This window comes from Faecalibacterium sp. OF04-11AC (genome assembly GCF_003460645.1).
GTDB lineage: Bacteria > Bacillota > Clostridia > Oscillospirales > Ruminococcaceae > Faecalibacterium > Faecalibacterium prausnitzii_I.
The window spans coordinates 208,975-223,722 of record NZ_QTVP01000001.1; the positions used below are offsets into that span (position 1 = coordinate 208,975).

General features: G+C 47.7%; 14 protein-coding genes. 13 read left to right on the top strand and 1 reads right to left on the bottom strand.

Features of this window, described 5'->3' with window-relative positions:
- Nucleotides 1-196: 196 nt before the first annotated feature.
- The 9 genes from mobC to DXA70_RS01015 all read left to right on the top strand — a co-directional run bounded on the left by mobC (nt 197) and on the right by DXA70_RS01015 (nt 9,520).
- Nucleotides 197-481 carry a plasmid mobilization relaxosome protein MobC gene (mobC, locus tag DXA70_RS00975; RefSeq protein ID WP_158565116.1) on the top strand — a complete coding sequence of 95 codons (285 nt, stop codon included), beginning with the start codon at nt 197-199 and terminating at the stop codon, nt 479-481.
- Entirely contained in the window at nt 453-2,060 is a 1,608-nt protein-coding gene (locus DXA70_RS00980) for a relaxase/mobilization nuclease domain-containing protein (protein WP_128117320.1), read from the top strand. Before mobC ends, DXA70_RS00980 begins: the two co-directional genes overlap by 29 nt.
- 104 nt (nt 2,061-2,164) lie before the next feature.
- Entirely contained in the window at nt 2,165-2,866 is a 702-nt protein-coding gene (locus DXA70_RS00985) for a replication initiator protein A (protein WP_128117321.1), read from the top strand.
- Entirely contained in the window at nt 2,863-3,699 is an 837-nt protein-coding gene (locus DXA70_RS00990) for an ATP-binding protein (RefSeq protein WP_128117322.1), read from the top strand. The genes DXA70_RS00985 and DXA70_RS00990 overlap by 4 nt, the downstream gene beginning before the upstream one ends.
- 15 nt (nt 3,700-3,714) lie before the next feature.
- Nucleotides 3,715-3,990 carry a DUF6870 family protein gene (locus DXA70_RS00995; protein WP_128117323.1) on the top strand — a complete coding sequence of 92 codons (276 nt, stop codon included), beginning with the start codon at nt 3,715-3,717 and terminating at the stop codon, nt 3,988-3,990.
- A 238-nt stretch (nt 3,991-4,228) separates the two neighbouring features.
- On the top strand, nt 4,229-5,902 hold the full coding sequence (locus tag DXA70_RS01000) for a recombinase family protein (protein WP_128117324.1): 1,674 nt from the start codon (nt 4,229-4,231) through the stop codon (nt 5,900-5,902).
- A 16-nt stretch (nt 5,903-5,918) separates the two neighbouring features.
- A complete protein-coding gene (locus DXA70_RS01005; protein ID WP_128117325.1) occupies nt 5,919-7,496 on the top strand; it encodes a recombinase family protein in 1,578 nt (525 codons plus the stop codon).
- Nucleotides 7,497-7,515: 19 nt separating this feature from the next.
- Nucleotides 7,516-7,899, top strand: a complete 384-nt coding sequence (locus DXA70_RS01010) for a TnpV protein (RefSeq protein WP_128117326.1) — start codon at nt 7,516-7,518, stop codon at nt 7,897-7,899.
- Between the two features lie 7 nt (nt 7,900-7,906).
- The gene (locus DXA70_RS01015; RefSeq protein ID WP_158565117.1) at nt 7,907-9,520 is read left to right on the top strand and encodes a recombinase family protein; all 1,614 of its coding nucleotides are present in this window, start codon (nt 7,907-7,909) and stop codon (nt 9,518-9,520) included.
- Nucleotides 9,521-9,673: 153 nt separating this feature from the next.
- On the opposite strand, the gene DXA70_RS01020 is transcribed toward DXA70_RS01015, so the two are convergent.
- A complete protein-coding gene (locus DXA70_RS01020; RefSeq protein ID WP_158565118.1) occupies nt 9,674-10,015 on the bottom strand; it encodes a helix-turn-helix transcriptional regulator in 342 nt (113 codons plus the stop codon).
- Between the two features lie 602 nt (nt 10,016-10,617).
- Between DXA70_RS01020 and DXA70_RS01025 the strand changes: the two genes are divergently transcribed.
- The 4 genes from DXA70_RS01025 to DXA70_RS01040 are packed head-to-tail and all read left to right on the top strand — an operon-like array spanning nt 10,618 to nt 14,743.
- Nucleotides 10,618-11,607: an AAA family ATPase gene (locus DXA70_RS01025; protein ID WP_128117329.1), complete on the top strand. Its 990-nt coding sequence runs from the start codon at nt 10,618-10,620 to the stop codon at nt 11,605-11,607.
- Nucleotides 11,591-12,082 (top strand): hypothetical protein, encoded by a 492-nt coding sequence (locus DXA70_RS01030; protein WP_128117330.1) that lies wholly within the window; start codon nt 11,591-11,593, stop codon nt 12,080-12,082. The genes DXA70_RS01025 and DXA70_RS01030 overlap by 17 nt, the downstream gene beginning before the upstream one ends.
- Nucleotides 12,079-13,905, top strand: a complete 1,827-nt coding sequence (locus DXA70_RS01035; protein ID WP_128117331.1) for a recombinase family protein — start codon at nt 12,079-12,081, stop codon at nt 13,903-13,905. The genes DXA70_RS01030 and DXA70_RS01035 overlap by 4 nt, the downstream gene beginning before the upstream one ends.
- A gap of 13 nt (nt 13,906-13,918) precedes the next feature.
- Nucleotides 13,919-14,743, top strand: a complete 825-nt coding sequence (locus DXA70_RS01040) for a hypothetical protein (protein WP_128117332.1) — start codon at nt 13,919-13,921, stop codon at nt 14,741-14,743.
- The last annotated feature ends 5 nt before the right edge of the window (nt 14,744-14,748 follow it).

Consider the following 14,748-nt stretch of genomic DNA (forward strand, 5'->3'; position numbering starts at 1 on the left):
TTGGTGGCCTGCCGCAGCAGGTCACAGCCGGAGTGCAGATGCACTGCCGGGAAAATCAAATTCTTGATTTTGGAAAGGAGACCCCATGCCACGAACGAAGAAAAAAGTGAAACCTATCGTAAAGACAAAAGTAATCTCCGCACGAGTTACAGAAGCAGTATATGAGCTTTTACACCAGCAGGCAGAAGATGCCGGAATGACCCTCTCTGAATTTACAGCGCAGATGCTGATGAAAGGCCGCGTGAATACCTCGTATGTGTTCTATGTCCACCCGGACGAGATCGAAGCTATCACACGGGAGTTTGCCGCCATCGGGAACAACTTGAACCAGATCGCGGCGTTCTTCAACAGCGGCGGTATCCAGTCGCGCGCTATGCTCGAAAACATCAACCATGCGATTGCCTGCATTTTTGAAATGCGGGAGCAGGTTGCAGAAATGGCAGGAAAGAACTATGGCAATCTTAAAGCATATCGCAAGTAAGAGTTCCAACTATGGTGCTGCGCTGGAGTACCTGATTTTCAAACATGACGAACTTCGGAAAAAGCCGATTCTGGACAAAAACGGCAATCGCATCATGCGGGATGAGTTTTATCTGGACGGCCTGAACTGTGAACCCTATTCTTTCGATGCAGCCTGCCAGCAGCTGAACCGCGAATATCAGAAGAATAAAAACAAGGATGAAATCAAATCCCACCACTACATCATCAGCTTTGACCCTGCTGATAAGGATGAGTGCGGTCTGACAGGAGAACGTGCGCAGGCCATCGGACTGGAATATGCAAAAGCTAATTTTCCGGGGCATCAGGCATTGGTCTGTACGCACATGGACGGGCACAACGGCAGCGGCAACATTCATGTGCATATCGTAATCAACAGTCTGCGGAAACTGGATGTGTCGTCGCAGCCTTTTATGGAACGGCCCATTGATAGCAAGGCTGGCTACAAGCACCATTTGACAAAAGACTACTTGAAACATTTACAGAAATCTCTGATGGATATTTGCATGAGGGAAAATCTGTATCAGGTTGATTTGCTTTCCCCCTCTCTTGCGAAAGTTTCGGAGCAGGAATATTACGCTAAACGGCGCGGACAGATCAACCTGGACCTTACCAATCTGGAACTTCTTGGCGATGGGTTCACACCAGCAAAGACGACTTTTGAAACGGAGAAGGAAAAAATCCGAAATGCCATTACCGATATAGCAAAACAATCTGTATCTTTTATGGATTTCCAAAACCTATTAAAGCTGGAATACGGCATTTTGGTGAAAGACCATCGAGGACGATTCAGCTATCTTCCGGCAGACAGAGATAAATTCATCTCAGCCAGAACACTGGGAGCCAGTTTTGACCGTGAGCATCTTTTGCTGCTTTTTCAGTGCAATGCAGCTGAGAAAGAAAAGCAGCAGTGGCGTGTTGATGATCCTATGGACGCACTGTACATCAAATCGAATCTCCGGCTGGTTGTAAATTTGCAGGATTGCGTAAAGGCTCAGCAAAGCTATGCCTATGCCCAGAAGGTCAAAATCTCAAATTTACAGAAGATGGCGCAGACCGTTCTCTATGTGCAAGAGCACGGGTATGATTCTTATGAAGAACTCTATAAAACTGCAGAAAGTATTGACCGAAAAATGGCAGCAGCGCGAAGTGATGCGAGATTCACGGAAGTCAAACTGAAAGAGGTCAATGAGCAGATTCATTATTTGGGACAGTATCTTTCTACAAAATCAGTCTATGGTGACTTTCTGAAATCTACCAATAAGAAATGTTTCCGTCAGGCCCATGCAGAGGATATTACCAAATATGAAGAAGCGCGTCAATTTCTAAAGCAGGATTTCCTGGACGAAAAATTCCCTCTGATGAAAGACCTCCGGGATGAAAAAGAACTTCTGATGCGCACAAAGGATGCACGGTATGAAACATATCACTATTTTAAGGAACGCAATGCAGAAATACAGACGGTACTTGCCAATGTGGATAGCATCCTTGAAATGGAAAAAGTGCAGCAGCGAGAGCGTCAACCGAAACGCAAGAAGCGCAGCTATGATATGAGCCTGTAAGCAACAGGGTCTTCCACCCCGCACCCCGGAACCCTACCGGATGCGTAAGCCCGTGCAGGGCTTTCCCATTCGGCAGGGACTTTTGAAAACGATTAGGAGGAAGCTTGAGTAAAGAGTACATCAAAGCACAAACCCCACTGCCCGCGTATTTTCCTTATCCAAAATTTCTGCTGCAGATGAGCTTGTCCCATACAGCACGGCTGACCTATGTTCTGCTGCTGGACCGCATGACCCTTTCCCAGAAGAACAGCTGGTTGGATGCGCAGGGCCGGGTATATGTGCTCTATCCGCTGGCAGGGCTGGCGGCAGATCTGCAGAGCAGCATTTCCAGTGTCACCCGTGCTCTGCGGGAACTGGAAGCCGCACGGCTGATCGAACGGCGGTCCAATGGCTTTTCCAAGCCCAATCAGATATTTCTCGGCGTTCCTCAGACTGTGCAGAAATGCGCAAGCGAGATGGTCAAAAATGAGCAGCCTGATTGCTCAAAAGTGAGCAATACGATTGCGCAAAACTGCACACCTAACCAAATAAATAAGAATAACCTAAGATTAAACAAAATAAATAGAACCAAAGAAGCATATGGGCGGTATCAGAATGTTTTTCTGGAAAATTATTCGGAACTGAAAATCGAAATTGCAGAGTTGGATACTCTGATCGAAGACCTTTCGGCCTATATGCAGTCTACAGGCAAAAAGTACGCAGACCATGCGGCGACCCTGCGCAGCTGGTCGGCACGAAAGAAAAAACAACAGAAACCGGGAACAGGAATCCCTGACTACACCTACAGCAAGGAGGAAAGTTTATGACGGAAACGATCCAAACAGCGATGGACAGGCTTATGACGATTTCGGCAGAACCGCAGGATTACGTTGCAGAAGATGGGCTGCTGTACTGCGGCAGCTGCAATACCCCTAAGGAAGCGTTCTTCCCGAACGGAAGAAAGCTGTTTGGTCGTGACCGCCATCCGGCTGAATGCCTGTGCAGGCAGGCGGTGAGAGAAAAGCAAGAAGCCGAAGAAAAAGCAAGGCTGCATCACGAGAACGTGCGGCGGCTGAAGCTGCAGGGCTTTACCGACTGGGCGATGCAGAATTGGACGTTTGAAAACGACAATGGGCAAAATCCACAGATGCAGCTGGCACAGCGGTATGTGAATCACTGGCCGGAAATGCGGGAGAAGAATGTGGGGCTGCTGCTCTGGGGCGGTGTTGGTACAGGCAAGAGTTTCATGGTGGGCTGTATTGCCAATGCCCTGATAGAGCAGGAGGTGGCAGTCTGCATGACGAATTTTGCCCGAATTATGAACGAACTGAACAGTGCTTTTGCCGGGCGAAACGAAGTCGTGGGCAGGCTGTGCAGTTATCCGCTGCTTGTCATTGATGATTTCGGTATGGAGCGCGGCACGGAATATGCGCTGGAGCAGATTTATAACATCATCGACAGCCGTTACCGCAGTCGGAAACCGCTGATTGTTACCACGAACCTGACCCTGACGGAGTTGAAGAACCCACAGGATACCGCTCACGCCCGTATCTATGACCGTCTGCTGGAACTGTGTACCCCGATTGCCTGCACGGGTCCCAGCATGAGAAAGAACATAGGACAGGAAAAATTGAACTTGCTGAAAACACTTCTGGCTTGAATGGGAGGTACGCGATTGAAAGAAAACAGCACAATGAGTTGGTTGGAGCAGATCCACCAGATGAAGAACCGGGACATCCGCACGATAGAACAGCATGAACTGCAGGAACTGCCGCAGGATGCAGTGGAACACGGATTGCAGCAGGAGGAAAGGCTGAAAAATCTGCTGGATAAGGTCAGAAATCCTTATTGCTATCTGGACAACGGAATCATTGTGAAGCTGAATTTCGCACCGAGAGGGAGCAGCACACTGTCTGAGCGCATTGGCAGATGTTTTCAGTCTGCCAGCTGAAACGGTAGAGAAAGTTTCGGCAAGCTGCTGAAAAATCGCACAGAAAAATTTCGAGCTTTAATGCGATAAAGTGCTGGACAAAGGGTGATGATTCTGGTAAGCTGTTTGTGGGTAAGAAAATAGGAATGTGCCAGCTGAGTAAAGTATGCTCGGCAGGCTTGTTCTACATAGAAAAATGTGGAGCCTTTCGCTTCTCTGACGAACAGTATTGCCGATTCGTTAAGGAGGTGGAAGGCTTTTGTTATACCCTGATTTAAATTCGCAGAAGAAACCGCAGAAAAATTCAACTCGTTATCGTACAGCCCTGTATTTACGTTTATCCCGTGAGGATGGCGATAAAACAGAGAGCGACAGCATTGCAAACCAGCGTACCTTGCTGGAAGCCTATGCCGCAGACCACCCGGAACTGTGCATTGTGGATGAGTTTGTGGATGATGGCTACTCCGGCTCGAACTTTGAACGCCCTGCGTTTCAAAGGCTGTTTCAGGAACTGGAACAAGGGACTATCAACTGCATTCTTGTGAAAGATTTGTCCCGTTTCGGTCGAAATTACATTGAAGTGGGGCGTTATCTGGAACGGATTTTCCCGGTCATGAGGGTCCGGCTGATTGCAGTAACAGATAACTATGACAGCCAATCTGCGTGGAAGACCAGTGATTCCATCATGGTCCCGATGCGGAATCTGCTCAATGATGCCTACTGCCGGGATATTTCCGTCAAAATCAAGAGCCAGCTTGCGGTCAAGCGCAAGCGCGGCGATTTTGTGGGAAGCTTTGCAGCGTATGGATACCAGAAAGACCCTACAAATCACAGCAAACTGATTATAGACGAACTGGCAGCGGAAACGGTGCAAGATATTTTCCGCTGGAAGATCAGCGGCATGAGCAATCAGGGCATCGCAGACCGATTGAATGCAGAGAAAGTGCCGTCCCCAGCCGCGCGAAAGCTGCAGAGCGGGGCAAAGCTGAGCCTGCATTTCCGCAAGAGCGATGAGCCGCCGTGGTCTGCCAAGGCGATAGATCGCATTCTGCACAATGAGGTTTATACCGGGAAACTGGTACAAGGAAAAACCCGGCGACTGGATTATCGCTCTAAAAAGAAAATGAACGTGCCGATGCGGGACTGGACGATCGTGGACAACACCCATGAGGCAATCGTTCCGGCAGAGCAGTTTGAGCTGGTGCAGCGGATTCTGAAAACCGAAACCCGCAGGCCGAACGATGCCGAAACGGTGGCTCTGTTTGCAGGCTTTCTCTACTGTGGGGACTGCGGCAGTCGGCTGGTGCGCAGGTCAGCCAGCTATAAAGACAAGCGGTACATCTATTATCAGTGCTCCGGCAGCAAGCAGAACAAAGGCAGCTGCACGAGCCATAACCTGCGGGATGAAAAGCTCTATAACATCGTGCGGAACGCACTCCAGATGCAGATCCAGATCGTGATGGAGGAAGCCGAGTTTGTAGAAAGCATCCGGCAGGCCCGGCAGGAGCCATACCGTGTGCGGCGTATCGAGCGGCAGATTCGGCAGTTGACCGCAGAAAAGGCCCATACGCAGGGCATTAAGGAAAAGCTGTACGGGGACTATGCAGACGAAATCCTCACACGGGAAGATTTTCTGAACTACAACGAACTGTACAGCAAGCGGATCGAAGAATATGACCGCAAAATCATGGAACTGGAAGCGGAACAGCAAAATCTGCAGACTGCCCCGAATGCTTATCCGTTTCTGGACGTGTACCGCAAGTATCGGAAACTGGAAGAAGTCACCCGCCCAATGGTCGTTGAGTTGATTGAGAAAATTGAAGTGTATGAGGGCAACCGGGTGGAAATCACGTTCCGATTTCAGGATGAAATTTCGGACCTGCTGGAAGAACTGCATCAAAAGCAGATGGGGCAGCATGAAGTGTCCGCTTGAAAGGAGGCTGTGACTTATGGCAAGAGTAAGCAAGAAGGTAAGTGCGGCGCAGCGGGAAGCCGAGAACGCGCAGCACCGTATCTGGAAAACCGCAATTTACGCACGATTGTCTGATTTCGATGATGTGCTTCGGAATACGGAATCACTGGAAGTGCAAATTTCCTATATCAAGGAGTACATTAACCATCGAGATGACCTGATGCTGCTGGATGTGTTTGCAGACAAGCGGTGTACAGGAACAAATTTTGACCGCCCGGAATTTGAGAGGCTTCTAAAAGCACTGCAGGAGCGGAAAATCGACTGCATCGTGGTAAAGGATTTCTCCCGACTGGGTCGTAATTTCGTAGAAACAGGTCAGTATCTGGAGCAAGTGTTTCCACTGTTTGGCGTAAGATTTATCGCCATCAATGATAATTATGATAGCCTGAACAGCCAAAGTCGGGACGGGATGCTGGTGCCGATCAAGAGCATGATCAATGAAATGTACTCGAAAGACCTGTCCAAGAAGATTCAGTCGTGCTTTCGTTCCAAGGAAGCACGAGGAGAAATCTATACGCCTGTTCCGTTCGGTTACAAGAGAAATCAGCAGAATCATTTGATTCTGGACGAGGAAGTCAGCGATGTGGTAGTTCGGATTTTTCTCTGGAAGAAATCCGGCATGAAAGAGCGCGAGATTGCAAAGAAGCTGTCTGCGCAGGGAATCCCGACACCTTTTACACGCCGCTGTCAGCTGGGATACCTGAAAAACACCTTGCGGGTAAAGGACCCAGCATGGCAGACCGTGTTCGTGACAAAGGTGCTGGAAAATCCAATCTACACAGGAACAATGGTCTATAACCGCATCGCCTACGATGAAACGAATCGGAAAATCGGGCAGAATCCACGGGAAAGCTGGCGGATGGTGCCGGACAGCCATCCGGCGATTATCAGCTGGGAACTGTTTGATGAAGTTTCCGCATTACGGGAAGCCGAGCAAGCAGTCAAGGAAGAGCGAAAAAAGTGGTGCAGACAGCGCAGAAAGAACAATCCGAACATCTTCAAAGGCAGAATCTCTTGCAAAAAGTGCGGAGAAAAATTGGTTTGTCATTGGCAAAGTGATGGTACGCTGTATTTTTACTGTGCATCTTGCCATGTTTCCATCTCCGAGAAAGACCTCTGGAACGGCATCCATAAGGAACTGCACCAGCGGTTAGAAGAACATAAGAACTTGAAAAAGCTGATACAGAAGAATTCCGGGAAAAGCGTACTTGAAACAAAGAAAGTGGCATTAAACCGTAAAATTGAACAGCTGTCGGGCAGCATCGTTCGACTGGAATCACAGAAGCGCAGCAGCTATGAGCAGTATGTCCTTGGGAAAATTTCAAAAGAAAAATTTCTGGAACTGAAGCAGGGTTTGGAAAATGAAATCACAACACTGAGACAGACGAAAGCTGAAAAAGAGAAAGAACTGGACGTTGTTCAAGAAGAACTGCAGCAGAAAAAGCAGATTGCAGGCAGCACAGAAGTCCTTTTGACGGCAGACAATCTGCAGCAGTATGTAAAGAAAATTGAAGTGGATCACAAGAAAAATACTTACACGGAATTTGTGTTCTAAAGAAGAAGGAGGACAGACAATGAAAGAAAAAATCTATGATGCCCGGACAGGGATGGAATATGTTTTGGTTGGCGATTATTACCTGCCAGCCTTGAAACTGCCACGGACTCGTCCGATTGGCCGCTGGGGAATGCTATACAAGGCGTACCTGAAACTGCGAAAACCAGCTTATTATCAGAGCCTGCTGCTGAGTGGAAAGCTGGATACTGTTTTGGCAGATGTGGAAGAACAGGCAGCAGAGCGATATGAGGTTTTGATTGAGCAGATGAGCCAGCGGGAGGGGGTATCGGAAAAACTGAAAGAAGAAAATCAGATGGAATGGGTGCGCCGCATGAGCAATCTGGAAAATCGTGCAGCGGAAATTGTAAAGACAGAATTGATCTACACGTATGAAAGGCGGTGAGCAGCAGATGATCGGAACCTATTACCGACTTTCCCTTGCGGACGAGGATGTGGGTGCTGATAAGGCCGAGAGCAACAGCATTCAGGGCCAGCGCGGACTGGTAGAGGGGTATATCATGGCTCGCCCGGAACTGGCTGCAGAGCCGCGTCAGGAGTACGTTGACGATGGCTATTCCGGCACCTCTACAAGCCGCCCTGCGTTTCAGCGGTTGATTGAGGACGCGCAGGCCGGAAAGGTGAAAGCAATTATTGTAAAGGACTTTTCTCGGTTTGCCCGTGATTACATTGAGGCAGGCGATTATATGGAGCGCATCTTCCCGCTGCTGGGCGTTCGCTTTATTTCTGTCAACGATGGGTATGACAGTGGAATACACGCCGGAAACGATGTGCGAGGGCTGGAAGTGGCCATCAAGAACATCATCAACGCATCCTACAGCCGGGACCTTTCTGCCAAAATCGCAGCAGCCGACCATGTGATGCAGAAGAAAGGAATGTATCTCGGAGGATACCGCCCGTTCGGATTCCTACCGGACCCGAACGATTGCCATAAGCTGATCCTTGACCCGGTAGCCAGCCAGTATGTACGGTTGATCTTTGAACTGGCATTGCAGGGCAACAGAACGGGCACCATCGCAAAAATCCTGAATGAAAAGCAGATCCCGACCCCGGCAGCATATCATGTGGCGGAAAACCATGTGTACAGCGAGCAGAAAGCATGGGACTTGCAGCGCAGCCATTGGACAAGCGGAACGGTTTATCATGTTCTGAAAAATGAGAAGTATAAGGGCACCTATGTGGGCGCGAAATTCATTATGCCTGTTCCGTGCAAGCATCGGGTCCTGCGCGCGCCGTTGGAACAGCAGGTACGAATTGAAGACAGTCATGCCGCCATTGTGACCCCGGAAGAATTTGAACAGGCACAAAAGGTCATTATGCTGCAGCATGGGAATCACCAAACCGGGAACTACACAAAACGCCAGTATCCGCTGAAAGGAAAGGTCTACTGCGGCTACTGCCAGAAATTGATGAAATACCGTGTTCTCAAGAAACTTGGCCCTTCTTTTAACTGCAGATTTTCGGCCACAGCGGTGGACAGCCCCTGCAAGCGAATCCCGATTTCTGAGGAACTGCTGGAAGAGATTGCCCGAAGTGCACTGACAGCGCAAATAAAACAGGCGGAGCATATACTGGAAATTCTGCACGAACGGGAACGCAAAGCGTTGATCTGCTTTTCCGCACTGGAACGGCAGGAAGAAAAGCTGAGTGCAGAAAAGGCAGAAATCATAAAACAGCGCGTTGCACTGTATGAGCAGTATGCCGATGGAAACATGAGCAAGGAAGAATTTATCCGGCAGAGAGATGCCTACAGAGTGCAGGAAGATGAACGGATGGAGCAGATTCAACGGCTGCGTACCGAGAAAAATCAAATTTTCCATCCTGTGAAAAAGGATACGGATAATTTGCAAGCCGTGATGAATAAGGTGGGAGAAGCAGGCGATGTGATGCACTTATCGCAGAATGTGGTGGAAACCTTTATTGACCGTATTGAGGTTTTCAACGATGAGCGTGTGAAAATCCGTTTTACATTTGAGGACACATTGAACAGCTATGAGGAAAAGTGAGTGCAGTGATTTCCTGATTTAAGGTAAATACAGCGTTCTGATAATCAAAAAACAAAGGCTCGCATAAACCACAGACGGCACCCAGGAAGATTCGAGGGTGCGTCTGCAGCTTATGCGGGCCGTTTTATTTTGTGTTTTTACTGCGAAAAAATGTTAAATTCCAAGGCTGACAAGAGTGGCCTTTAACTCCTTTGCCATGCGAATAATGACAGTCTGTTCGACTTCGCTACAGTCCAACAAGAGGCGATGCAAATCGGAATCAGAAGAGGAAATCGAATAATCAAGGCTGTCAACCAGTAACTCATCGACAGAAATATGTAGAACGTTGGCAAGATTAATCAGGATTGGCAAACTGGGAGTCTTAGCACCGCTTTCAAGATAAGCAATATATTCACGACTACAGTCGGTTAAATCAGCAAGCTTTTCCTGAGTCATGTTGAACTTCAAACGATAGAAACTAATTCGTTTCCCCAAAGCAATACAATTAATGGACATACAAAACATTCCTTTCACATGCCCCACATAAGCCAATACTATTATTTTAGATTTGCAGCACTATAACAATAGAGAAAAGAACCGAATGTATAGCTCAGAATTCGGTGGGCACACCCCCAGCAGGCGTGTATTCTGAGGGCAAAATGTAACTGCTGGTTTACGTTTTGGGGCATGTGTAAACTGGCAGTTTACAGAAAAAATCATCTGATAAGTGTATAATAAGAGCGTGGAATCGAACTGCATGATAAAACGGATGCAGACGAAGAAAAATGCTTACTGGCGCTGCATAGTGGGGCACAGTTAACACAGATATACTACCATTTTCGGTCAGAAGAACTGTATAGAGAAAAGGCTGGATATGGTCCGCATAAGAATGCTTTGACTTATGGAGAAATGAATCAATAAGAACCAAAGAGGCAATTTGCATAGAAGTCAGAATTATTATTTTTCCCCTCTAGCGGAGATGGCTTCTGAGGCCAAAATGTGATCCAGTAGGTCACATTTTAAGGAACAAGTGAACTGCTGGTTCACAGAAAAAATCATCTGATAAGCGTATAATAAAAGCATGAAATCAAACTGCAAAATAAAGTGGGGAAAACGAAATGGAACGGCTGCTGACACTGTATAGCGAAGTTCAGTCAACGGATGTACGGTGGCTGTGGTATCCCTTTATTGCAATCGGGAAAATCACACTGCTGCAGGGTGATCCCGGCGATGGAAAATCCACCATGATGATGAATCTGATTGCGGAACTTTCAACGGGTGGTAAGACCCCGGACGGCTGTAAGATCGGTGCGCCGCAAAAAGTGATTTATCAGTGCTCCGAGGATGGCGTTTCAGACACGATAAAGCCCCGTCTGGAACGCTGCGGAGCAGACTGCAAGAAGATTGCTTTCATCAACGAAGAAGTTTATAACGGCCTTACATTGGACGATGAGCGTATCCGTCAGGCAATCATTGAATTCCGGCCGCGATTGGTCGTGATCGACCCGATTCAGGCTTATCTTGGCAGTGATTCTGATTTGCAGATTGCAGGCAGAGCGCGAAAACTCATGCGCCGCCTTGGAATGTGGGCTGCTGGTTACGACTGCGCTATCGTTCTGATTGGACATCTCAACAAAAAAGAAGGTTCCAAAGGGCTGTACCGCAGCCTTGGCAGCATTGATGTTGTGGCAGCAGCACGAAGTGTTTTGCAGGTTGAACGGGATGCCGAGAACCCTGATATAAGAATCGTACATCAAATCAAAAACAGTCTTGCGCCTACGGCAGAAGACATCCGTTTTTCCATTTCTGCCGACAAGGGCTTTCGGTGGCTGGAATGCAGACCACAACCCTTTGAAAATCAACAGTCGGATACCGAACCTAAATTTGATACCGAGCAGCAGAAAGCTGTTTACTGGATCAAGCATTTCCTTGAAAAAGGCGATATGAGCGCAAATGAAATGTATTGTCGTCTGGACAATGAGGGTATCAGCAGGCGAGTAGCACGGATGGTAAAAACGGAAATGGGAATCCACTGCTATCAGAAGAAGCGGAGATGGTATTGGAGTGTTCAGCCGGAAGAAGGTGCTGTAAATGGACCACAGGCATAAAGTTGGCGGCTATGTGAAACTTGCAAAGCTGTGGGAGCGTTCCAAAGACGCAGCGGTAGCCTATCATAGCTCCTACTATGCTGAAAAGTTCAGGGATGATGCGGATAAAAGGCTGGTTGGTGTCTATATTGACATTACAGGAAATAAGGAAATTTATAAACGCCCGGAAATGGTGCATCTGCTCAAAGATTGCAAAAATGGTTCCGTAAATCTGATTTTCTCGCAGACAAGGGCCTATCTTGCAGCAAATACCTGTGATTTCTGTTTTCTGCTGAAATATCTGTTTGACATGCCGATGCGAGTGGATGTTGTTACGGATGATGACGACCAGAGAATCGACACCATTCTTGATGTTGATAACCAACGGCAGAGCCTGAAAGAATTGGCTGAAAAATATACATCGATCCGAAGGAAAGATTATCTTGAGTGGAGAATCCGACTGGAACATGAAATGACAAAGGCTGAAAAGAAATGAACGTAGAACATATCCCGGCAGAAGATGTGGACGTTCTGCCGAGTGAAGCAGACTGGCAGAGCCGACATCTGGAATCTGAAAGGCGAAAAGCAGAAATTCGTGACAGAATCCATAAGCAGGCAGAACAGGGCCAGAAAACGGCAAAAGACTACTTTCGTCCGGCGAAACCGACACCGTCGATTTACGACAGCGACCTGAAGCGTGTAGCCGTTTATGCCCGTGTCAGCACTTCCAGCGAAGAACAGATTTCTTCCATTGAAAACCAGACTCTATATTACACCAAAAAGATTGCAGAAACGGAAAACTGGAATTTGCAGGATATTTACAGTGACGAAGGAAAATCGGGTACTTCACTGCGGAAACGGGATGCGTTTAAGCGCATGATGCAGGATGCCAAAGACCAGAAGATGGATTTGATTATCTGTGCCAGCATTTCGCGGTTTGCGCGAAATTTTTCGGATTGCATGACACAGATCGCAGCACTGAAAACCATGCACCCGGCGCATCCCATCGGTGTGTACTTTGAAACCGAAAATATCTACACGCTTAACCCGAATAGCCAGTACAACCTCGATATACAGGCACTTTTGGCAGACTGGGAATCGGGCAACAAGAGCCGCCGGATGATCCTTTCGTATGATCAGCGCATTATGACAGGTCAGTACCCGGTGGCTGACCTGATGGGGTATCGGCATACTAAGGATGGCCAGTTGGTGATCGAGCCGGAAGAAGCAAAGACGGTGCGGTTTATCTTTCTGGCATTTATTCAAGGGTATAACTACGATCAGATTGCAATGATCCTGACGCAGAAAAAGCGCAGCACCCTGCGCGGCAGGCAGGAGTGGAACGGTGTGATGGTAGCAAACATCATGAAAAATGAACGCCGCTGGGGTGATCTGGAAGCTCGGAAGAGCATTGTGGTGGACTACAAGTTGGGTAAGGTCACAAAGAATAACGGAAATCGTTGCTCTGCCTACGTTCCAGAACATCACGAAGCGATTGTTTCGCCGGAGATTGCAAGGGCTGCACATCTTGTGGCATCCAGCAGCAAAAAGTGCGGGGTGCAGGATATTGTGGTAATCCGGCAGGGAGCATTAAAAGGATTTGTGGGCATCCATCCGAACTGGAGTGGTATCAATGTTGAAAGTATTCGCAGCCTTAGTCTGAGTGCTTATATGCCAGAAGAAGTGACCGAACTGAACAAGATGGCAGAAATGCGATCTGGAAAGAAGTCAGATATGGCATTGCCATCTGATTATTTGACGCTTTCCGGTGCGTTTTTTATCAATCAAAGCAGCCCGGTTATGACAATCTCCCAAAACGGAATCCGTTTCAGCAAGGCTTGCCATACCCGGTTGGACGACTGCGAGTATGTGGAACTGCTTTATCATCCGATTTTACAGGTCGTGATCCTGCGAAAGAGCAACTGTGACTCTTCAACGGCGATGCAATGGCGAGAGGGCAATGACGTTCATAGTGCTTTTTCAGCCAGAGCATTTTCTGGTCTGGTCTTTCAAACATTGAACTGGAGAATGAATTGCCGTTATCAGTGCCGTGGCATCTGCCGTGGACAGGAAAATGCACAATTCCTGCTTTTTGAATTGGATGAGTCCCGGATTTTGACTAGGAAAAATCAGTATGAACAGGCGGAGAATCGTTCGATGAATCTGGAATGCCGATTGTATCGGAGCAAGTGGATTCAGAGCATTACGGCGCGTGATGTGATGGAATCTGGCCAAGTCGTAGAAAATCCCATGATTGGCACAATTCCGAGCAGAAATGAAGTTCAGCGTGAACTGGACGACCTTTTAATGTCGATGTAGGAGGATTTGTAAAATGGAAGAAAAAAGCAGGGAGCAGGAACTAAGCGTTCGGGAAATCTCCTTGATTCGCGAACTGGCGCAGATACGGAAAGAACATAAAAGAGAATTGGAGTACGAAAAATTCGATGGTTATGGATTGCCGCCACGCACACAGTTTTCCATGCTGAATAAGCCCGCAGTGAGCATAAAGTACGGTGTTATGAAATTCAATATGGCCTGCATCCGGCTTTTTGAAGGAATTAAGTACGTCCTTCCGATTTTGCATCCAAACAAAAAGCGACTTGCGCTGATTATGTGCCCGGAAGAGGACAGCGCATCTGTTGAGTGGGCAAGGCAAAAGGGCGAAAACTGGGTAAATAAGGATATTACCTCTTTGGAATTTGTGGAAAATATCTTCAAAATCATGAACTGGAACCGGGAATGCCGCTATAAAGTGCTCGGACGGGTAGCCAACTCAGATCAGGGGCTTTGTATGTTGTTCGATTTGGAAGAAGCAATCATGTTCACCCCAAAACCACAGGAATATACGGACCCGATTACTGGTGAAATGAAGAAAAAACAAATGAAATTCTTCCCGGATGCCTATAAGAATCGAATCGGAAAATCTTATAATGATTACGTTGCGGACCACCAGCTGAATATGTTTGAGGACTTCATTGGGTATCAGGGGTCAGCAGTATTGGATGAATCTGTACGGGAAGAGGATACAGTGCCGAAGCTACCGATGACACAGAAAAACGAACTACCAGAAAATACAGCGTTGCCCCATTTGCCGGAACAACCTGTGAATATGCAGCAATCGAGTTATGAGCTTGACGAGAGAGGAATGCCGACATGAATTCG